Source organism: Erysipelothrix amsterdamensis, from assembly GCF_940143175.1.
Taxonomy (GTDB): Bacteria; Bacillota_I; Bacilli_A; order Erysipelotrichales; family Erysipelotrichaceae; genus Erysipelothrix; species Erysipelothrix amsterdamensis.
Genome location: NZ_OW659496.1, coordinates 791,453 through 812,071 on the forward strand (window position 1 = coordinate 791,453; position 20,619 = coordinate 812,071).

Consider the following 20,619-nt stretch of genomic DNA (forward strand, 5'->3'; position numbering starts at 1 on the left):
CCCACGGAACTAGGTCAGTTCCAAGGTACGTTGTTTTTTATTAATTAGGTTGACGCTTACGTTTATTTAGTATGAAAAATAGTGTTCCAATTACCACTGCACTAATACCTAAAACAATAATACTCATAGGTGATTCGACACCTGTACCAGGAAGCTTCGAATCTGAAGAGTCTTTTGTTTGAGAAGGATTATTTGGATCGACTGGATCAATTGGTTTAATTGAATCGATTGATTTCATTTTTTCTAACGCTCTTATAGCATCATTGAGTTCAATCCCGATTGCATCAATAACATGTTGACTATCAGCATCTTGATTTTCTAACATCGTAATTGCATTTTTAAGGATGGATTCAAATTTAGTCCAACTTTCCTCAGTATATTCATCTTTTTTAAGAGTTTTTGATGTTCCAACTAATGCTTGTAAGGCATCATAATTTACATCTTCCTCTGAAGTAAGTTCAAGATGACTCATTGCCTTTGCTAATGTTCGAACCATTTCATCAATAGATAATTGAGTAGCTTCTTCATTTTTATAAAGTTCTTTTGCACTTATAAGGACTGTTTCAAACTCTTTCCAACTTAATTCAGTATATAGTTCTGGTTTTAGTTCTGAAGCTTGTTCAATAAGAGTTTTTAAGTGTGTCTTATCTACAGGAATAATTTTTTCACCATAGTTTAAAGCATAAGTTCCAAGCTCATGAGTCTTGAATACAAGTGCATCATCTACATACTTAGCATTGACTGGTGTCCATGTTCCATCTGATTGAAGATGGAGTAGTTCAGTCACTGGTTGCGATGCTTTCATGAAAATAAATTGACGAGTCGAACGTGTTGGAATTGTTACAGTAACTTCACCATTAAGTGGTTTCACTTCAATACCGTTACGTACAAGACTCATATTGTAAATATCTACATCAATCATTTTTTCTTCAAATTCTTTTTTGAGTGTTTCATCTTTAGTAACATTAAGTATATCTGTGTTTTCAATAACATTTGAAAGACCAGTCATACTTATATTAAATTCTTTGTTCTCTAATGTGACTTCGTAAGGTGGTACTACTTTCTCAATGCGAACATTATCTAATACAACATCTTTGTAACTTCTAAAGTTTGCTTCTTTATTCGAGGAATCTTGAAGATCAGGAGCTACACTTGTTGAATAGATACCAAACCATGTTTGTCCAGACTTTGATCCTGTAATTTCAACTTCAAAGCGTTGTGCACCATCTTTATTGAGTGTAGCAGTCAGAGGGATTTGTTGTTCATTTCCTGTAAATTCTCCATCACCAATCATAACTGCATATGTTCCTTCTGATCCTGCTTCGTAATCAAATGAAACTTTGTATGTTTCTCCAATTTCAAAGCGGATATTTTGAGGAATCGTTTGGTAAACAAGTTTTCTACGTTGTGTTAAACCATTTGTTTTCAAGGACCAATCGCCATCAATTACGTCTGAAATTTTCTTATTGTTCCAACCACGTTGAGTATATGGCTCATGCTTTTCGGATAAGTGAGTTCTGTTATCTTCAACACCTTCAACGTTCCCCACAACAAATGGGTAAATACCTTGAGTACTATTTTCAAAGTCTTGGTAGAATACATTTTCTTTTAGATGAGGATTACCATTGTTTTTTGTAATTCGCACATCGTCGAAGTATGTCGCGCCATCTCCCGCTTCACGGATTAAGGATAATGTAACATTTTTACCATTAGTAGGTGCGGTAAAGTACACAAACATATTTTGGAAGTAACTATTGTTATTCACAGTAGATGAGTTTGTATTGTGTGCATATGCTTTTACATAGTTTTTTGCGATAGATTTTTCGGTATAGTTAGATATTATTTCTCCATCCACATTAAGTTCAAGAATTGCTTTCGAATCTGAACGGTTGTCGACACCAACATAAACTACATAAGTATCACCAGCTTCTAAATCTGTAAGTATCTGACTAACCTTAGTTGTCTCCGAATTATCCTGAATACGTAACATATCATTACTTGCTTGTGATTTTATGACATCTGCATTTTCTCCTGTCACATCCCATGCATCAAGATTTTGATAATTGAATCCTGGATCTACAATATGAGCACCACTTCCGTAGCTTACATTTTTTTCTGCCTGGTCTCCTTTATAGATTACATAAGGAATATCTGCTTTTGCATCTAAGGTAATTCGACCATCTTTAACTGTAATAGTATCAATTAATTTATTACCGGTTTCAGTCAACTGGTAAAACTTAACAGACGATACATTCCAATCGCTTGGAATTTCCCAAGTTGATGTTCCACCTTTTTTATTAAAGTGATAAAGCTTTTCTTGATCGCCTGTAAGGTTATTTCCATTTTCATCCCAGTTCCAAGGAAGAAGATACTTATCACCATCTAAGATTAAACGATCGTTAAGTTTTATGGTACGAGAACGATAATTATCGCGGTCATTTTTATAATCATTTGATTTTCTTTCGATTATTAATTTATCATTTGCGTCATTTACAAGTTCAACCATCATTTCAGGGTTCCAATCAAAGTTTTTACCTTTTGAGTTAGTCATATTAACTGGAGTTCCTTCAACCCAACGATTCACCTTAAAGTGTTGTATATATTTTGTAGAAAGGTTATTTTCGAAAAGATTTACAATATAACCATTATAATCGTTACGTCCTTGCCATCCTTCAAAGTCTTTCATGTTATAACCACCTAGGAGCGGATATTCGGCAGCGCCACCATATGAAGGGAAGTCTGCAGGCCATGAATCACGTTGTTGGTTAAAGATAAAGCGCGTTAATGTTGAGTTGATACCTTTTAGCGTATAACCTCCATAAGTAAGGTCGGCTGCCCAGTGTTGGAATGTTGAATCAGGTTCAAATGCATAACCCCATTCTCCGCCTAAACGCCATCCTTGATCATGAATTTCTTTTGCGAGTTGATGACTTGTCCATGCATTGTTGTCACCAGATTGACCATTACCCCATACGTCAACATAAATCCAGTCAAGGTTGTCACCAACTAAGTTTTTAAGGTCTTCAAATCGAGAACGACGTCCATTTGCTAAATCGATGGCAGCATCAATATTGATACCTTGATCAATCCAGTTCCAACCGTAGTTGTAGGAACCATCTGCAGATTTACGTAAGATTTTTTCATTGAAATATTTTGACTCTAGATAAGTTTCACTCGCATTAACATGAATACCAATCTTTGCGCCAAAGTCCACCGATTCATCTATTAAGTATTTGAACTCTTCAACACCACCCATGCGACGTCCAATATCTGCATAGTTTAAGTGTCCTGAGTCATGTCCTTCACTACCATAACCTTTTAGTAAAACTGATTGTCCAAGGCCATCTGTATGCAAGTTTATTTTTTTAATACCATCTAATGTCATTAAGAATGGGTTTTGAGCATGAGAACCAAAGTTCATTGCGATTCGATAAGCTACTAAATCTTTAACCGATTCTGCACCAACTGGTGAATACATAATATCTCTAAATGCAATAGCACCATCTTGCCAGTTCACAACACCATCATCATTAGCATCTTCTGTAATGACAACTTTAGCTTCTGGTAATTCAAGTGTTTGTTCATTGAACATCACATCACGGTGGTAAATCCATGGTGAACTAGATAATCCTACTGAGTTATAAGACTCAAATTCTTTTACACGTGCATTTATACGTACAAAGTCATTTACGCCACCACCTGATGAGTACTGTGAATTACTGTGCATACTTGCTGAAAGTTCGCTGTTTGAAATGACAGCATACATATAATTACTGTTAAAACTTCGTAGTGTGTCAGTTACCTCCGTTAATGTATCACCATTAACAGTTGTATCAGTTGAAATTTTTGCGCCGTACACATTAGCATTCGTTTCCGATGAATTGACGGATACTAAACTATGATTTGGAATTTCGAGGGTACGGATAATTTCTTCATTTGTTTTTTGTGAAGTATTATTATTCTTAATTTCAGTTACACTAAATTCAAGAGTATTATTTTTCACTTCCAAAAGTATCGTAAGATCAGCATTAATTTTATTTTCCGTATTGATTGCTTTTAAAATATATTTAATACTATTTTCGGATACTTTTTCTAAGCTTACTTCTGGAACAATATCAACATTATTAATTTTAATAGTATCAATTTTAGTTGGTTGACCTTGCATTTTTTTACCATTTGTTAAGGTGTAATCGAGCACCCTTGGAAATGCTTCGTCAAGACGAACTGTCATATCTGAAGATTTAATTTCTACAGGTACGACACCTTCATTATCTGGATCAACAGGACGCTCAGGTGTTATTTTCGTAACTTTAACATTATCGACTAACACTGAACCCATACCGCGATCTTTAAAAAATCCAAATGCTCCTATGCCTTTAGCAAGGCCATCCATTGTATTCGAAAGAATTTGTTGTCCATCAATAAAAAGCGTTATTGTTTGATCCTCTACAACAGTCTTCCAGTGGTGGACCTCATTTGGATTTAATACTGTTCCTTTGGAAGTAGGGGACCATGCTGGTTTAGCACCAAAGTTTTCTGTGAAATAATCCCCTTGATTATCTCCAATTACAGCATAACCATATTCACCACCATCTTGAACACGCACAAGTTGACCAAAACGAATCATATCGTTAATGGCGTCCTCTGCTTTTTCAATCGTAATGTCAGCTTCAAAAATATAATTTTCTAAAAGTGGTGTTTCTCTGAAGATAATAAGATTTTTATCTCTTGATTGAAAATAAAGTCGTACTGAATTATTGCCATCATGTGTGATGATTGATGTTTCGACTTTTCCTTTTTCAACGGTAAACATCTCTTTTAGTGATTCATCCGTCAAATCTTCAAAATTAGTTTCAAACGTATATTCCTCATAAGTATCAAGGACCGGTCTCTCAAATTCAGGTTCTGGAATAACAATATCATCTTGGTTATCCGCTTTTACAAGAATTTTTGAGAGAATTCCTGAATAGGTCCCTAGTTTTACGACAATGTCTTCAGACTTTTCTTGAAGTTGATTGATGACATTTGTATCGAATGATTGAGTAAATAGCTGTTTCTTATCACCATCATCACTTGTAATCCAAGCAATTAGAAGATCATCTTTTAAAGAAACTTCTAACGTATTTTTCGAACCTAATTTAGGACCTGGTAGTCGATTGTCATTTTTATAAGTACCATTTCCGTCAACTTTATATTCCCAAAACCACCCACCTGCATCATACGCTACAGTTAGAAAATTCTTAGAATCAGTATAGAATAAATGAACCCCAAAGCGGCTTTTTTCTGAGGTGTTCTCTGCAATAAAATCAAATGTAAAGTTTGCTTCTTTACCATCTGTTTTCCATTCCTTATTAGGTTTAAAGATTGCAGGATTGTCTTGATTATCATTTCTATCAGATGATGAAAGTTCATAATAGCGTACGCCATCTTTGATAACTTCCTTCACGGATCCGTTACTTGCAGAAATAGATTCCCACTCTGCGGTATTGTCAGCATAGATTTTACTTGGATTCGTAGTCATTGTTGTTAAGGCAACGACTATAGTAAGAAATCCAGTTAAAAATTTCTTCATATACTCCTCCTTTAGCTCTAGTTCTTTAGCTAATTTAAGTATACAAGTCTCTGTATGTAACCGCTTTAATTATATTGTTATAACCTTATAACTTCTTGTTGTATGAGCTTTAGGACAATATAATTTATTCTAAAAATTCTTTTTTAACAAAGTTTTGAGAAGTTATATGTTCAAAAGCAGATAAAACATATGATTTAATTATTACATTTACTTTATCGACTATCTTACTTGGTTAGATTAGTGATACATGTACTTGGAAGAGGGTAAGAAGATAAGTTAGAAGACATGCATTTACTTTGAATAGAAAGAGTATTTTAAAAAGACTTCATTCGATATTGAGTGAAGTCTAGAGTAAAAATAATTAGATAGGAAGATGATTTAAATAATGCTGAAGAAAGTATTACATTCTTTAATTCTTTTGTAGATTGAAGAAACAATGGTTTTATGACTCGTTCTATTGGAGAAACTACTCCCAAAATAGCACCATTGTCTGGATCAATGATTAAACTTATTTGTCTAGATACTGATATTATTGATCAGATTATTAATAGTGAGCGAATTGATGTGAAAAATCAAACATTGAAGATTTATTTTCAATCATTAACTGAAACTAACCAACTTGTTCATTTTTCAGAATCGAAATGTGAATACCGAGTAAGTAGTATTCAAGTTGATAATATTGGTCATTTAAATGTAGATATTCAATTTCTTCATAACATTAGTGACTCCAATAATATTCCATTAGATTATGTTCACTCGTCTATTTTGTGCATCTAATGATTGGTTACTGTAACTATGACAATCGGAGGTATATTTATCTACGAGCGACTAAAATCGTAGGATATTCGAACTAAACATTGATGATTATCAAGACATTTTGATTCATATAGTTATGTTGTATTTGATAATATTTAAAGAATTATTTAAGAATCACTATGGCATCTAACTAGTTGTGACTACAATTAAAGATAATTAAACAAAGAACTATTACAAGAGTAATAATCTTACTCTTGTAATAGTTCTTATTATTTGTATATTAGAATGAAATTATGACATATAAAATTTCCTAAGTCATGGCCGTGAACTTTGATGTGTTGAATGCTATTTTGATGCTAAAATAAGTGTAATCAACGAAAATTAATCATCATGTACTGAAACATTGTAAGATACGATTTGTTATTCTCAGGTTATATTAAATTAGTTATTAATTATCGAAAATGATGAAATGAGAATTGTAGAAGGGGGAAATAATGAATTCCAGACAACGCAAAATCTTAGAATATCTTTCAGATAAAAAAATATGGATTAAAGGTAAAGAACTTTCACGTATTATGGGAGTATCTGATCGAACGATTCGCTCTGATATTGATCTATTAAATCAAGAGATTCCTGGAATTATAGAATCGAGTACACGAGAAGGTTATCAATTAAACTTTAATAAATATCAGACTTATAAATATTTAAATACTGATGTCATACCTCAAACTCCAGATGAGCGCAGTATTTATATCATAAAAATACTTTTATTTTCAAAGAAACGACAAAAAATTATGGATTTACAAGATGAACTTTTTGTAAGTGAACACACGATTGAAGGTGACATTAAGCGAATCCGAGATTTAATAAAGCCGTATGGGGGCTTAAAATTAGTTCGAGAAAAAAATACAATATTTTTTCAAGGAAACGAACACCTTAAGCGGAAGATTTATCGTGACCTCCTAACAAACGAGATTAAAGATAATTTTTTAAATATTAATCGTACAGCTCTTCTTTATAGTCGTTTTGATTTGGTACAGGTAACCAAAATATTTGAAGAGACTCTTAATAAATACAATTATTCGGTTAGAGAAACCGCGATTCCAATGATTGTGGTACATATGGGAATAACGATTGAGCGTATGTTAAGTGGTCATTATCTCACTGATGATTCTATTAATAAACAAGTGGATCAAAGAATTGAATTTGAAATATCAGAATATTTCTTTGAAAGAATTATACAGATAGTTCCAATAAAATATTCTATTACGGAAGTTAGAGGTTTTGCTAATATTCTTATGGGATATCAAAATGCTTATCACTTGAATGATATATTAGAATATAAAAATAAAATTGTAGATCTTTCAAAACTTCTTGATGAAGTTGTAAAAGTACTTTATGAGACTTTTGATTTAGACTTTTCAATGGACGAAGATTTTAAAAATGGATTGCATCTACATATTCAATCACTAGTTTTGAGAATGAAAAACGGTACAGTAATTCCTAATGCTCATCTACAAGAAATAAAAAAATCATACCCACTCATTTTTGAAATGGGATTGGTTATTGGTCGATTAATTGGAAATTCGTTTGGTTTTGAATTGTCTGAATCAGAGGTAGGTTTTATTTCACTACACATTGGAGCGGCATATGATCGTTTATCTAGTAAGAAAAAGCATCATGTACTATTAATTGCTCCGCATAATCGAAGTCTTTCAAAATTAACTAAAGGGAAGATTACGAACATGTTTAAAGAACGTATGGAAATTATAGCAATACACGAGTACTATGTTGAAAAAAACATCGAAAAGATGAATGTTGATTTGATAATTACTACGTTGCCTATCGATCATAATCTTGAAGTAAAAACAGTTCAAATTTCGATGTTTTTGAGTCACGAGGACGAAGGAATGATATTCAGGGCATTAAATGAATTAGATAAAGAAGAATTTAACCTTGAATTTGGCAATCAATTTGGCACTTTAATTGATGAACGTTTTTTCTTTAAAAATCTCGAGAAAGAAACACCAAAAGAAGTTATAGATTATATGAGTCAAAAGCTTTATGAGAACGGTATTGTTTCAAAGGACTTTAAAGATTCTATTTTGGATCGTGAAGCAATGTCGTCGACATCATTTAGTTATTCAATAGCAATTCCCCATCCTTTGGATCTCAAGAGCAAGCAGTCAAAAGTGGCTGTTGCATTATTAAGAAAACCAATACAATGGGGAAGTTATAACGTCAAACTGGTAATGATGCTTGCAATAAACGAAAAAGATAGCTCAACAATGTGGTTGTTTTTTGATTGGTTATCGGAAACCATAACAAATCCATCAAAAATGTCAAAGCTGTTACAATCAAAAAATAGAAATGAATTTGTTCATTGGATGATGAATGATTAGGAGGATACAATGACAGATATAGAATTAGTAAGTTTTAAGATAATTAGCGAAGTTGGTACTGCAAAATCCTTTTTTATGGAAGCAATTGCTTTTGCTCAAAAAAATAATTTTGTAAAAGCAAGGAAATTGATTGAGGAAGGCGAGAATCATCGCATTTTAGGACATGAGACCCACTTTGAATTAATTCAAAAGGAAGCAAGCGGTGAACCGCTTGGGATTAATTTGATTCTAATGCATGCAGAAGATCAATTGATGGCAGCTGAAACAATTAAAATTTTAGCAGAGCAACTTATTAAGAGTTATGAAATAATTAATGAATTAGCGATACAAATCAATAAATAAAACCTTTCAGTATAGAAAGGTTTTTATTTATTGATTCTAAAATTCTTACGAAAAGTATCTAGAGATATGTAATATAGGTGAATTTGAGAACTATCATCACATAGTCACGTAATTATGTTCCGTTGTCTTAGGAAACGATAATATAAGCAAGCGGTTACATTAGCGGATATAATGTAAGTACAATAAGGAGGGAGAAGATTTATGAAGAGAGTATATTTATTTTGTAATGCTGGGATGTCAACGAGTTTGTTAGCAAGCAAAATGCAAACAGTTGCAGACTCACATAAGTTACCAATTGAAGTAAAAGCATTCTCTGACTCGAAGATGGATTCTATTGTCCAAGAATTTAATCCGGATGTAATTTTGTTAGGGCCACAAATTAAATATAAATTTGAGGAAACTAAAGCAAAATATGCGGGATCAGGGGTACCTGTTGAAGTCATTGATTTAGAGGATTATGGCAAAGTTGATGGAGAACGTGTATTAAAAAAAGCAATTATGCTAATTAAGGGAAAGGGGAAATAAGATCATGTTTGATTGGTTAGAAAAAACGATGGCTCCAATTGCTGAGAAGCTAAGTACAAATAAAGTATTGGTTGCTATTCGTGACGGTTTTTTAGTTAGTACTCCGTTAATTATAGTTGCATCGATATTCTTATTAATTGCGAATTTCCCTATAACTGGATATCCGGAGTTTATGGAGGGAATTTTTGGATCAGGTTGGGACAGCCATTTATTGGTGGTATCAAATGCTACAATAAATATGATTGCACTCTTAAATGTTTTAGGTATTGCTTATTCATATGCTAAACAACTAAAAGTTGAACCTATTTCGGGAGGAGTGGTTGCGCTTGTATCGTATCTAATCATTACGCCACAAACACACGAATTGTTCCTAAATGCAGATGGAAAAGCATTTAGAGGGTTTGCTTTCTCAAATTTAAATTCTCAAGGTTTATTCCTCGCCATGATTACCGCGATTGTTGCCGTTCAAATCTTTGCATATGTAACGAAAAAAGGTTGGGTAATTAAACTTCCTGAAGGTGTTCCACCAGCAGTAATGGGATCATTTGCTGCTTTGGTTCCTAGTATGTTTGTAATGATTACGTTCTTCTTAGTGCGTTTATTATTTGTGAATACATCTTTTGGAAATGCACAGAACTTTATTTTTACAGTATTGCAAACACCTTTGATGGGACTTGGAACAAATAAGTTATTTGAAGTAATTTATCAGTTCTTATCAACTCTATTCTGGTTCTTCGGTATTAATGGACCTGCAATTACAAATACCATATTCTCTCCAATTCATAATACGATGACTTATGCAAACCAGGCAGCCTACATTGCGGGTGAGTCGCTTCCATATATCTTTACGGGTCCATTCTCTGATTTTTTTGGAAACTACGGTGGGGGCGGAAGTACATTGTCATTAGTCCTATTAATGGTCACAATGGGTAAATCGCAACGCATGAAACAATTAGGTCGCTTATCGATTGTTCCTGGAATTTTTGGAATTAATGAAATGATTATATTTGGACTTCCAATCGTACTGAATCCAATAATACTGATACCATTTCTACTTGTACCGGTTATGAATATTGCATTATCAACAGCTGCGACAGTCATTGGAATTATTCCATATACAACAGGAATTGCCTTACCATGGACAACACCAATTTTCTTCTCGGGTTGGTTATCAACTGGTAGTCTATTTGCCGGAATATTCCAATTGGGACTTCTAGCACTTGGTTGCTTAGTTTATTATCCATTCTTTAGAATCTTAGATAAGCAATATCTCGAAGATGAAAAGAAACCACAAGATTTACAAGTGGATGAATTAGATGATATCTCGCTCGATGATATATCGTTTGATGACTTATAAGATTTAATATATAAAACACGAAGCGACTTGTGAAAGACCGATATGGACTTCATAAGTTTGCTTCGTTTCATTTAGGAGGACAATTATGAGAGTATTACTATTTTTTGATCAAACACAAGCTGGAGCTGGAGGTAAGGAAAGACCGAACGTCGAGTTGGCGGTGGAAAAAGGCGGAATTGGATCTTACCACATGTTTGAAAAATACATTAAACAAGAAGGGGGTCTCGTTCTAGCGACTATGTATTGTGGTAATGGTTATTTTTTCGACCATGAAGAAGAAGTGAAGCGTAAAGTTGCTGGACTTGCTACCAAATTAAAAGCAGACATTGTATTATGTGGCCCATGTTTTGATTATCCAGATTATTCAAGGATGTCAGCAATTCTCGCACAATACATCGAAGAAAACACTGATACAAAAGCAGTAGCAATGTTCTCAAAAGAAAATGAAGAAGTGATTAAACAATACAAATACAGTGTGAGAATCATCAAAATGCCACGTAAAGGTGGAACAGGTTTGAATGAGTCGCTTGAAAACATGTCAAAAGTTCTAAAAGCAGTTGTAGAAGATCAGCCAAAATCAAGTTATGAATCGTTTATATATTAAGGAGTTGTAATTATAATGAATCGTTTACAAGAATTATGTGCATTACCTGGGGTATCGGGAGATGAGAAAGAAATTCGAGATTATCTCTATAATTTTTATATTGATAAAAATTTAGGAATCATTGAAGATCGTCTAGGATCCGTATTTGGTGTGAAAAAAGGAAACTCTGATTACAATGTTATGATTAGTTCAAATATGGATGAGAGTGGACTCATGATTTCTCAAATTAATGACAACGGAAGTATGGAATTTATTGTTGTTGGTTTATATATGAAAGCATGGTTGAACGATCAGTATGTAACACTCCTCGATCGCCATCATAAGAGGTTGTCAGGAATCGTATTACGAAAAGGCGATGACTTTGTTATTGATGCTGGATTTAAAACAAAAGAAGAAGCTGAAGTTGCTGGAGTTCTTGTTGGTAATTTTGTCATCGTTACTCCAAGATTTGAGTTGTTAAATCAGAGTGTTGCAGCCAATAATTTATCAAACAGAGCTGGTATCGAAGTCGGTCTAAAACTTTTAGAATCACTTGAAAATAAAAATTTAAACTTTAATCTCAATGTTGGAGGGATTTCCCATTCGGTCGTTGGACAACGTGGTGCTATTACTGCGACAACATCAGTGCATCCAGATCTTGCTATCGTTGTTGATGCCGCTTATGTTGAATCATGGGACGACAAAGATATTTTTATAAGAAGCTTTGATAAATCACTATTACCAAGTCAAATATTAAAACAAGATCTTTATGAAGCAGCCAAAGCATGCGGTTTTATGCCTCAAGCTCATTTGACTGATCTTCCAACAGACGGTTCCTTTATCCATAAATCCTTATCTGGTACACCAACAATCGTTGTGGTAATTCCACTTAAATATAAAGATTCGATTTACAATGTCATTGATACACAGTACCTCGATAATATTACTACTGTATTGAATCACTATTTAACAACTTTAAATTCTAAGCGTATTGTGGAAACACAAAACTGTAGAGGAACTCGTCATGAGTAATCAAATTGATTGGAATGATTTATTAGAATTATCAGATATTTATGGTGTTTCTGGTATGGAATATCGAGTTGTAAAATATCTACAAGAAAAAATTAACTTACCACTTGAACAAGATGGTATTGGTTCAGCTCTATTTACTCAAAAAGGAAATGGACTTAGCATCATGGTGGCTACACATATGGATGAGGTCGGTTTCTATGTGAAAAAAATTGATGAAGATGGTTATCTTTTTTTACAACCAGTTGGTGGTATTTGGCCCCATGTAATCATGAACCAAGAAGTTGTAGTTATTAATGATCATGATGAAGAATTCTATGGAATTATTGGTAGTAAAGCAATGCATGGAATGACGATGGAAGAAAAAAGTAAAACAATTCCAATTGACCGTGTTTATGTAGATATGGGTGTTTCCTCTAAAAATGAAATACTTGATAGGGGTATTAAAGAAGGAGATATGGTCGCGTTTGTATCAAAAAGTCGTATCATGAATGATAAAAATTATATTTGTGGTAAGGCCTTTGATGATCGCGCAAGTGAGCGGTTGGAATGTGGTTAATGAATTCTCTAATTAATAAGCCAACAGATAATGAAGTTACTTTGGCAGCAACAGTACAAGAAGAAGTAGGACTTCGTGGCGCTCGAACCACTGCGGATTTGGTTTATCCCAATCTAGCAATTGTGATAGATACTACAGTTGCTGGAGATACTCCCGAGGATCATAATATCATTCGACTCGGTGGAGGAGTTACTATTAGTGTTATAGATTCTATGACTATACTAAATAGAGGTCTTCTTAATTATCTTGAAGGGATTTGTCGAACCAACAATATTCATTACCAATTAGGATGCTTCTTAGATGGCGGTACTGATGCGGGAAACATTCATAAATCACGTGAAGGAATTCCATCAATCATATTATCCATTCCAATGCGTTATATGCATACGCATCGAGGTGTCGTTCATAAATTCGATATCCAAGAAACATTACGATTAGTGGAATATATTGTCAGAGATCTAACAGTAGAAAAGTATAGAAAAATATTAAGTGAAAATTACAATTATAGAGAGTAGAGGTATAAACTATGTGGGGTATTATTGCTACATGGCGAATGGCTAAAGAAGGTGTAGATAGTGCAGTTACTATCCTAGAAGATAATGGTAATGCAGGAGATGCAATTGAAACAGCAATTAAAGCAATTGAAGATTTCCCATTCTACAAATCAGTCGGTTATGGAGGACTTCCAAATGAGGAAATGGAAGTAGAATTAGATGCAGCATATATGGATGGTACAACATTTGATATTGGCGCTGTCGCAGCAATTAAAGATTTTGCAAATCCAATTTCAATTGCACGTTCTTTAAGCCGATATAAAGTTAATAATTTATTGGTAGGTGCAGGTGCAGAGGCTTACGCTCATAAGGAAGGATTCGAACGTAAAAACATGCTAACCAATCGCGCCAAAATTCATTATCATAACCGCGTAAAAGATATGCGTGAAATCGAAATTTCGCCCTATTCAGGTCATGATACGGTGGGAATGGTCTCGGTAGATAGCGAACAAAATATTATTGCTGGTACATCTACAAGTGGCCTTTTCATGAAGAAAAAAGGACGCGTTGGCGACTCACCAATCATTGGGTCAGGACTCTATGCTGATAGTCTTGTTGGGGGAGCTTCCGCAACAGGTCTAGGTGAAGACTTGATGAAGGGCGTCGTTTCGTATGAAGTTGTGAGACTTATGAAGGAAGGAATCACACCACAAGAAGCAGTAGAAAAAGTAACATTCGATTTTGATCGTGAATTGATTGAACGTCGAGGTGAAGCGGGTGATATTTCTATTGTTGCTATGAATAAAAATGGTGAATGGGGAGTTGCATCAAACATTGATAATTTTTCATTTTCGGTAGCAACTGAAAAGCAAGCGAATACTGTTTATATCACAAAGCGAGTAGGAGATCACATGATACATGAAATTGCTCCTCAAGAATGGTTAGATAAGTACTTAAGTGAACGTATGAAACCTTTGGAGGAAAAATAATATGCTTAATAAAATTTATGCAAAAATGGATGAATTAATGCCAGAGCTTCTAAAATCAATCCAACGTCTTGTTGCTATTGAATCTGTTGAGGGGGTTCACACTGAGGATGCACCTTACGGTGAAATGCCCAAAAGAGCACTTTTAGAGGTGCTTACCATTGCTGAAGAACTAGGATTTCATACAAAGAACATTGATAACATCATCGGATATGCGCAGTATGGTGAGGGGGATGGCGACTATATCGGTATCTTTGGACATGTTGATGTCGTTCCAGTAGGAGAAGGGTGGTCTTATCCACCACTTGGCGGTGTCATCGATAGAGGACGAATTTGGGGTCGCGGCGTCTTAGATAACAAAGGACCAATTCTTACAAATCTTTATGCGCTCTATGCTCTTAAAGAATTGGGAGTAACCTTTAATAGACCGGTTCGTGTTGTTTTTGGTACAAATGAAGAGTCAGGATTTGGATGTGTTAAACATTATTTGACCAAAGAAAATCCTCCGGTATTTGGATGGACACCAGATTGTAAGTGGCCAGTAGTTTACGGAGAAAGAGGTCGTGCTCTAATTCAATTTGTTAATCATGGCTCTCAAGAAGACTTTAATGAATTTATTAACGAATACATTCTTTCAAGTCCAAATAATGGTGTTAAGTTAGGTATTAATGTTAAAGATGAAGACTTTGGTGAAATGATTATGCGTGGTTATAAACTGGGTATGACTGATGATAACCTATTCTTCCAAATTTCACTAAGTTATCCTAAAGTAAAAACTGTGGATGAATTGATTGAAATGATTCGTAAAGTAACTCCTGAAAGTATCGAAGTAGTTTGTGCTCACAACTGGAATCCTGTATTTTATGATAAAGAGTCACCAGAAATCACCTTATTAACTGATGCTTATGAAGAAGTAATGGGTGAACGTTTGGCTCCAGTTACAACAACAGGAGGTACTTATGCAAAAATTATTCCTAATATTATTGCATTTGGTCCAAGTTTCCCAGGTCAAAAAGATATTGCCCACTTACCAGATGAGTGGATGAATCTTGATGATATTTTGAATAATGCCAAAATTTATAGCAATGCTCTCTATAAATTGAAAGATCTATAAAAGTAGAATTATTCAAAAGAGTATAATCTGAATAAAAAGTGAGAACTTGAAGATGATCCCACTTTTTAATAAATATTGATACTGAAAAAATATTTAGTAGTAATGGAATTACAAGTTACGTCGTAAATGGTCTTGTAATAGTTCTAATAATTGTTTATCGATTGGCGCATCACTGATTCCAATAGATGGGAGTGTACTTAAGGATCTAAGTTTTCCTTCAAACGCTGCCTTATATACTTTGTTGGTATTTGTTGAAAAATATGATAATTCTATTGTTGATACATGATTAGAATCTAAGTTAGAAGGAACGACTGCATAAGTTGCTGTCTGTCCTGGAGCAAGTACTGTGTCCTTCATTCTAGTTGAGAATGGCTTTTCATTTACAGTCAAGGCTGAATCTGTAGTCTCATCAATGCTTGCTTTTTCAATACGAGCTGAAGAATTACCGAAATTTTTAATTACGATGTAAAAATGATCTCTATTCGTAATTAAAGGAGCAGTGTAAATTTGAAGATTAGCACGTGTGCTCTCTTCAATCATTTTATTTTGTTCTCTTGAATTTTTTCTAGACTCATATAAAGTCCACAAAAAAGCTGCTGTAGAAATAATTGAAGATAAGATAACTCCCAAAATCTGCTATATTTCATACGATATGTTTAGAAACATAAAAGATACCTCACTTTCATAGTTATTTAACTTTATTGTATTCCACTAAAAATTAACCTGTAATTAAATCTATTAGAGATTCTATAGTCGAGCAGGATTCGAATTTGAATTCAAGTTGGGAGATGTCATACTTCCTTAGTGTCGCTATATGTTCTGGAAAGCAATTCAGTGTTGACTAGTTTAAATTTTGTTTTTCAAAACGTGATAGCCACAATCCTAATTCTTTTTTAGTCAAAGAGTTAATTATTTCAATAAAATATTCCTTAACTTCTTTGACAATTAATTTCTGTTTTAAGAGTATATCGTTCCATACAATTTCATCAACACCACCAATAGAAGCATAATTAGTTAAATCATCTGAAGTTAGAAGGATGGTTTTTCCATATTCTAAACCATGACTTCTCCAGTGGGGACTTTTATTGGGAGGTAGAATGGGGACGAAATTAGCTCTACAATATGAGTGTAGAGGAATACATGCTACAAACGGAGTATCATTAATTAAGATAGATCCTGTATAATAATGATTTGCATCGAGTATCTGAGTATGACCTTTGTAGGTATACCTATTGCTCAATTCATCTATAAAATTTGTTGGCAATGTGATAATCATAGAATCTCTCCTTTGATAACAAAAAAAGCACTTCCGAAGAAGTGCTTCCGAGTGCTTTCTTTTAATATTAGTGTTTTTTTGTCAGGGTACTCTTGTTGTAAAACAAACTACTTCCTTCTGAGATCATCTATAAACTCAGTATAATATTAGTGTTTTTTTGTCAGGATACTCTTGTTATAGAACAAGCTACTTCCTTCTGAGATCATCTATAAACTCAGTATAATAAAGAAAGCACTATCTTTACGGCCATATTATACTTGATTCTATTTAATAAATCAAGATTGAAGAAAATTAATTGTGACGTTATTTTGTATTAGAAGCGTAGCGTGTGAATGTCATAAATCGTGTAACCGGCATTCAAGTACCATTCTTTTGAATGAATAATGCATCGAGTTATTTGCAAGAGGGACTTTGATTTCAAAAAATAAAGTCTGATTGTTTTATATCAAATTTTGATTTAATAAATTTGATATAACTATTCATTTGAGTGACTGTAAAGTTATCTAATTCAACATATCGAACAGCAGCGGAAGTTTTTAATTTTTTTATTTTTGTGCACGATCAGAATTTTTTCCTGTTACGGATTTATTAATTAAAATTCCTTTACCATCATAATCTTCAAAAGTGAGTCCTTTTAACTTAGTTCGTCGAGCACCTGTAGAAAATGCGAGTAAAATAATTAATTTGAAATAAATATTTACGAGGTCTTTTCAGGGAGTTTTTTCCAAGCCTCCTTAAACGTCTCATAATCTAAAATATTGGATTTGGTCATATCTTCACATTGTTTTTTTTATGAGAATAAATTGATAGAGACATCATTATATATACTCCATCTTTACTGCATATCCGAGTATCGATTTATAAAGTGAAATGATTTCATTTTTATATTTAACTGAAAATGGTTTACCACCTACGGTTGAACCGTCTTTTTTATGGAGAATAGGCGTTTTAACCTATACCAATGAATTTCTCCAAGCTAGTGCTTTTCTTAGTGTAATGGATGCAATAGCAGTATCAGGGGTTAAATTGGTTTACTTTGTAAAGATTTTATTTATATGTTTGTTCTTTAACATCGTATTTTGATAATTCAATCATTTCTATTCCAATTTCCCTAAGAGACATTCTCGATTTCGGTAAATCGTCCTTTTTCATTTCTTTTTAAAAATTTCGTTCTGCATTTATTGTTCTTTGTTTACTGTTAAATCCGCGTCGTTTTATCCTTCTTACTTTTCCCAAACTATCTCGGTACCTGATATCAAAATACCAGGTATTTCGTTTTTGATCTTTATAAACAGGCATACTAAAATCATTCTTTCACTATTCATGAGATCGTTAAAAGGTAGTTCGTTAAATTATCTTTTTGTTAGCGATAACGATTAGTAATTTATAGAGTTAATGAGTTTTACTAAATCATCGCCATCCCAAAGTACAATGTTATTTGAATCTGCAAGTTCTCTTGCTGGTTTTCTAAAACTATTGTTGGTTACAATTACGCCAACGTGTGAGTCGAAAAATTTTACTCCGTAAATTATTTCTTTGACGGTACCATAGTTTATTGGTGCATTATGAAATTTACATTGAAATGCAAATTTAACTTTATCTTTTGTTGCAATAAAATCAACACTTTGATTATTGACTTGTGGAACTTTTTTAATAATTATATAATCAAGTTTTGTTACAAGGTCAATTATAAAATCTTCGAATTCAGAGTGGTTTTTAAGGGATTCAAATCTCTTTCGTGTTATTAAATCTTTATGAAATGTACGAGCGTTTTCTATTCTTAAAATAATACCTGAAAGGTCAAAATGTTTATTAATTCGTTCGTTTTTGTAATCTATAAGTTGAAGCGTTCTTAGTGTATCTAAATATGAAGAGAGTGTTATAAAATCAAGATCAAATTCATTTTGTAATTTCTTTTGACTAAAAGTACTCTCATGAATAACAAATTCAACGATACGAGTTAACAAGTCGTGGTCATTCAAAACGTTTTGGTCTAAAGCTATTGCTTCGCTTAATTCATATTCTGATTGTTCCTTGGAAACTCTAGAATAAACTTTATTCTTTACTATTTTTTTTGTTATGTGTTCAGGAACTCCAATTTTACTATTATTTAGATTTTCATCTATAGAATCGCTTTTCTTCTGTATATCAATACTTATAAATGAGTTTTTAGGTTCGTATTTGTCAGAAGAAACCAAATTATCATTGTTGATATGATTTACTTGTGGATTTATATTTGAAGTCCTTTGTAGTTCTAATTTCTTAATTTCTTTTTTTAGGTGTAAATGTATGTATACAACTATAGCCGAAATTATTGAACAGGTATAAAAAGCGCCGACGTTTTCTTGATCTTTAAAAAGAGAAAAGAGTAGGATAATTTCGCTAAATATACAAAATATCGCTACGACATTAACAAATAAGTATAGCGCTTTGAGTAACAGAAATACGATATCTTTCAATAATATATTTAACTTTTTGATTAGATTATTTTTACGATTTAACATAATCCCCCCCCCATTTAAAATATTTTTGTTATTTAATATTTGCTTCTGCTAATATAGAGTCTATCGAAATATTATAGAGTTTGGAAATAGCTATCAGTTTTGATAATTTGATTTCATTTTTTCCTTGTTCCCAAAATTGAACAGATTTATGAGTAATATTGAGTTTATCAGCAACGTACTCTAGAGTCATATTATTTTTAATACGGTATTTTTTTAAAATAAGTCCTAATCTATCTTTTTCATCTTGATTCATAATTAACCTCTATCTCAAATGGTATTTGTAATACCATTATAATATAAACAATAGAAATATCAATAAACCTCCTATTTGGTATTATAGATAATAAATAAGAGCGTGAAATGAATGAGATCAGTTATAGTTCGTCAAGAAAGTCATCAAATCTTAAGCAATTGTAAATGGCATCCAAAATAGGTTTTGCTCAATCTACATACTCACAGAAGGAGAAAGGAACAGTTCTTGTGATTCGCAAAAGTCAGACTTGGAAGCCTTAAATCTATTATTGATGAGTATTGGGTATGGATATAAAGGCAATAAAGGAATGATACTGTCAATATGGTGTTGATGCCTAACAGGAGTTTAAGAAGATATAGAACGAAAAACTAAAAAAAAGAACAACGCTAGACTTTACCACGTTGTTCTTAATAATTTATCCGTTGTGACAATTTTCGCAGCAGTACATGCATCCATCAAAATCATGGTCGCCAGTCAGTCTTTCTGCTTCTCTTATCGCATCATGACAGTTTTTTTGCTCATCGAGTGAAACACGGTTTTTCATGTCAGGCAAATGATTACAGGTAGTAACATGTACCTCATGGTAAACACCATCAGTTTTACTTTTGTTGTATAGATACTTTTTCACTTAATCCCTCCTTTCCAACCACATCGTAGCAGTCTATAGGAATGATGTGTCAAAAGTTTATGAAACAGAGAGAACTTAATTTCACAAGATTTGAGAGAAGGAGAAATAAGATTGTATTTAATTTATTCCTCGCACATGGGAATCTGTGTTCATTTCAATATATTTGAGGAGGAAATGTCGTGAATCAAATCAAAGACTAATCCCTAAACAAACTTCTCAATGAAGTAAATAACTCGAAT

General features: G+C 33.1%; 18 protein-coding genes. 11 read left to right on the forward strand and 7 right to left on the reverse strand.

Annotation, left to right across the window (positions count from 1 at the left end):
• Positions 1-40: 40 nt before the first annotated feature.
• Positions 41-5,572 (reverse strand): endo-alpha-N-acetylgalactosaminidase family protein, encoded by a 5,532-nt coding sequence (locus tag NMG63_RS03730; RefSeq protein WP_254006377.1) that lies wholly within the window; start codon positions 5,570-5,572, stop codon positions 41-43.
• Positions 5,573-6,016: 444 nt separating this feature from the next.
• Between NMG63_RS03730 and NMG63_RS03735 the strand changes: the two genes are divergently transcribed.
• The 11 genes from NMG63_RS03735 to NMG63_RS03785 all read left to right on the forward strand — a co-directional run bounded on the left by NMG63_RS03735 (position 6,017) and on the right by NMG63_RS03785 (position 15,719).
• On the forward strand, positions 6,017-6,349 hold the full coding sequence (locus tag NMG63_RS03735; RefSeq protein WP_254006378.1) for a hypothetical protein: 333 nt from the start codon (positions 6,017-6,019) through the stop codon (positions 6,347-6,349).
• A 473-nt stretch (positions 6,350-6,822) separates the two neighbouring features.
• On the forward strand, positions 6,823-8,730 hold the full coding sequence (locus NMG63_RS03740) for a BglG family transcription antiterminator (RefSeq protein ID WP_254006379.1): 1,908 nt from the start codon (positions 6,823-6,825) through the stop codon (positions 8,728-8,730).
• Positions 8,731-8,739: 9 nt separating this feature from the next.
• Positions 8,740-9,072 carry a PTS sugar transporter subunit IIA gene (locus tag NMG63_RS03745; RefSeq protein WP_200548734.1) on the forward strand — a complete coding sequence of 111 codons (333 nt, stop codon included), beginning with the start codon at positions 8,740-8,742 and terminating at the stop codon, positions 9,070-9,072.
• A 201-nt stretch (positions 9,073-9,273) separates the two neighbouring features.
• Entirely contained in the window at positions 9,274-9,597 is a 324-nt protein-coding gene (locus tag NMG63_RS03750; protein ID WP_200548732.1) for a PTS sugar transporter subunit IIB, read from the forward strand.
• 4 nt (positions 9,598-9,601) lie between these two features.
• Positions 9,602-10,954, forward strand: a complete 1,353-nt coding sequence (locus tag NMG63_RS03755) for a PTS sugar transporter subunit IIC (protein ID WP_254006380.1) — start codon at positions 9,602-9,604, stop codon at positions 10,952-10,954.
• A gap of 85 nt (positions 10,955-11,039) precedes the next feature.
• Positions 11,040-11,558, forward strand: coding sequence for a GrdB-related putative oxidoreductase (locus tag NMG63_RS03760; RefSeq protein ID WP_254006381.1), 519 nt, complete (start codon positions 11,040-11,042; stop codon positions 11,556-11,558).
• Positions 11,559-11,573: 15 nt separating this feature from the next.
• Entirely contained in the window at positions 11,574-12,569 is a 996-nt protein-coding gene (locus NMG63_RS03765) for a hypothetical protein (RefSeq protein WP_254006382.1), read from the forward strand.
• The gene (locus NMG63_RS03770; RefSeq protein WP_254006383.1) at positions 12,562-13,125 is read left to right on the forward strand and encodes a hypothetical protein; all 564 of its coding nucleotides are present in this window, start codon (positions 12,562-12,564) and stop codon (positions 13,123-13,125) included. Before NMG63_RS03765 ends, NMG63_RS03770 begins: the two co-directional genes overlap by 8 nt.
• The gene (locus tag NMG63_RS03775; RefSeq protein WP_254006384.1) at positions 13,125-13,640 is read left to right on the forward strand and encodes a zinc-binding metallopeptidase family protein; all 516 of its coding nucleotides are present in this window, start codon (positions 13,125-13,127) and stop codon (positions 13,638-13,640) included. Before NMG63_RS03770 ends, NMG63_RS03775 begins: the two co-directional genes overlap by 1 nt.
• Positions 13,641-13,651: 11 nt before the next feature.
• On the forward strand, positions 13,652-14,608 hold the full coding sequence (locus NMG63_RS03780; RefSeq protein WP_254006385.1) for a glycosylasparaginase: 957 nt from the start codon (positions 13,652-13,654) through the stop codon (positions 14,606-14,608).
• Position 14,609: 1 nt separating this feature from the next.
• Entirely contained in the window at positions 14,610-15,719 is a 1,110-nt protein-coding gene (locus tag NMG63_RS03785; protein WP_254006386.1) for a Sapep family Mn(2+)-dependent dipeptidase, read from the forward strand.
• A 108-nt stretch (positions 15,720-15,827) separates the two neighbouring features.
• Here NMG63_RS03785 and NMG63_RS03790 read toward each other — a convergent pair whose 3' ends face one another.
• The 6 genes from NMG63_RS03790 to NMG63_RS03810 form a co-directional block, all read right to left on the reverse strand.
• Entirely contained in the window at positions 15,828-16,349 is a 522-nt protein-coding gene (locus tag NMG63_RS03790) for a DUF8453 domain-containing protein (RefSeq protein ID WP_254006387.1), read from the reverse strand.
• Between the two features lie 211 nt (positions 16,350-16,560).
• Positions 16,561-16,995, reverse strand: coding sequence for a hypothetical protein (locus NMG63_RS03795; RefSeq protein ID WP_254006388.1), 435 nt, complete (start codon positions 16,993-16,995; stop codon positions 16,561-16,563).
• 1,158 nt (positions 16,996-18,153) lie between these two features.
• Positions 18,154-18,294, reverse strand: a complete 141-nt coding sequence (locus NMG63_RS09210) for an Arm DNA-binding domain-containing protein (protein WP_367399272.1) — start codon at positions 18,292-18,294, stop codon at positions 18,154-18,156.
• A 77-nt stretch (positions 18,295-18,371) separates the two neighbouring features.
• On the reverse strand, positions 18,372-19,499 hold the full coding sequence (locus NMG63_RS03800; protein WP_254006389.1) for a restriction endonuclease: 1,128 nt from the start codon (positions 19,497-19,499) through the stop codon (positions 18,372-18,374).
• A gap of 28 nt (positions 19,500-19,527) precedes the next feature.
• Complete coding sequence (locus NMG63_RS03805; protein WP_254006390.1) at positions 19,528-19,752, reverse strand: helix-turn-helix domain-containing protein; 225 nt, start codon at positions 19,750-19,752, stop codon at positions 19,528-19,530.
• Positions 19,753-20,167: 415 nt separating this feature from the next.
• Positions 20,168-20,380 carry a hypothetical protein gene (locus tag NMG63_RS03810; RefSeq protein ID WP_254006391.1) on the reverse strand — a complete coding sequence of 71 codons (213 nt, stop codon included), beginning with the start codon at positions 20,378-20,380 and terminating at the stop codon, positions 20,168-20,170.
• Positions 20,381-20,619: the final 239 nt, after the last annotated feature.

Bases quoted from the DNA above. Each gene is read 5' to 3' on its own strand.
- NMG63_RS03785 (WP_254006386.1), top strand. From the start codon at position 14,610: ATGCTTAATAAAATTTATGCAAAAATGGATGAATTAATGCCAGAGCTT.
- NMG63_RS03735 (WP_254006378.1), top strand. From the start codon at position 6,017: ATGACTCGTTCTATTGGAGAAACTACTCCCAAAATAGCACCATTGTCT.
- NMG63_RS03760 (WP_254006381.1), top strand. From the start codon at position 11,040: ATGAGAGTATTACTATTTTTTGATCAAACACAAGCTGGAGCTGGAGGT.
- NMG63_RS03770 (WP_254006383.1), top strand. From the start codon at position 12,562: ATGAGTAATCAAATTGATTGGAATGATTTATTAGAATTATCAGATATT.
- NMG63_RS03750 (WP_200548732.1), top strand. From the start codon at position 9,274: ATGAAGAGAGTATATTTATTTTGTAATGCTGGGATGTCAACGAGTTTG.
- NMG63_RS03765 (WP_254006382.1), top strand. From the start codon at position 11,574: ATGAATCGTTTACAAGAATTATGTGCATTACCTGGGGTATCGGGAGAT.
- NMG63_RS03755 (WP_254006380.1), top strand. From the start codon at position 9,602: ATGTTTGATTGGTTAGAAAAAACGATGGCTCCAATTGCTGAGAAGCTA.
- NMG63_RS03775 (WP_254006384.1), top strand. From the start codon at position 13,125: ATGAATTCTCTAATTAATAAGCCAACAGATAATGAAGTTACTTTGGCA.
- NMG63_RS03800 (WP_254006389.1), bottom strand. From the start codon at position 19,499: ATGTTAAATCGTAAAAATAATCTAATCAAAAAGTTAAATATATTATTG.
- NMG63_RS03745 (WP_200548734.1), top strand. From the start codon at position 8,740: ATGACAGATATAGAATTAGTAAGTTTTAAGATAATTAGCGAAGTTGGT.
- NMG63_RS03795 (WP_254006388.1), bottom strand. From the start codon at position 16,995: ATGATTATCACATTGCCAACAAATTTTATAGATGAATTGAGCAATAGG.
- NMG63_RS03740 (WP_254006379.1), top strand. From the start codon at position 6,823: ATGAATTCCAGACAACGCAAAATCTTAGAATATCTTTCAGATAAAAAA.
- NMG63_RS03780 (WP_254006385.1), top strand. From the start codon at position 13,652: ATGTGGGGTATTATTGCTACATGGCGAATGGCTAAAGAAGGTGTAGAT.
- NMG63_RS03730 (WP_254006377.1), bottom strand. From the start codon at position 5,572: ATGAAGAAATTTTTAACTGGATTTCTTACTATAGTCGTTGCCTTAACA.
- NMG63_RS03805 (WP_254006390.1), bottom strand. From the start codon at position 19,752: ATGAATCAAGATGAAAAAGATAGATTAGGACTTATTTTAAAAAAATAC.
- NMG63_RS09210 (WP_367399272.1), bottom strand. From the start codon at position 18,294: ATGCCTGTTTATAAAGATCAAAAACGAAATACCTGGTATTTTGATATC.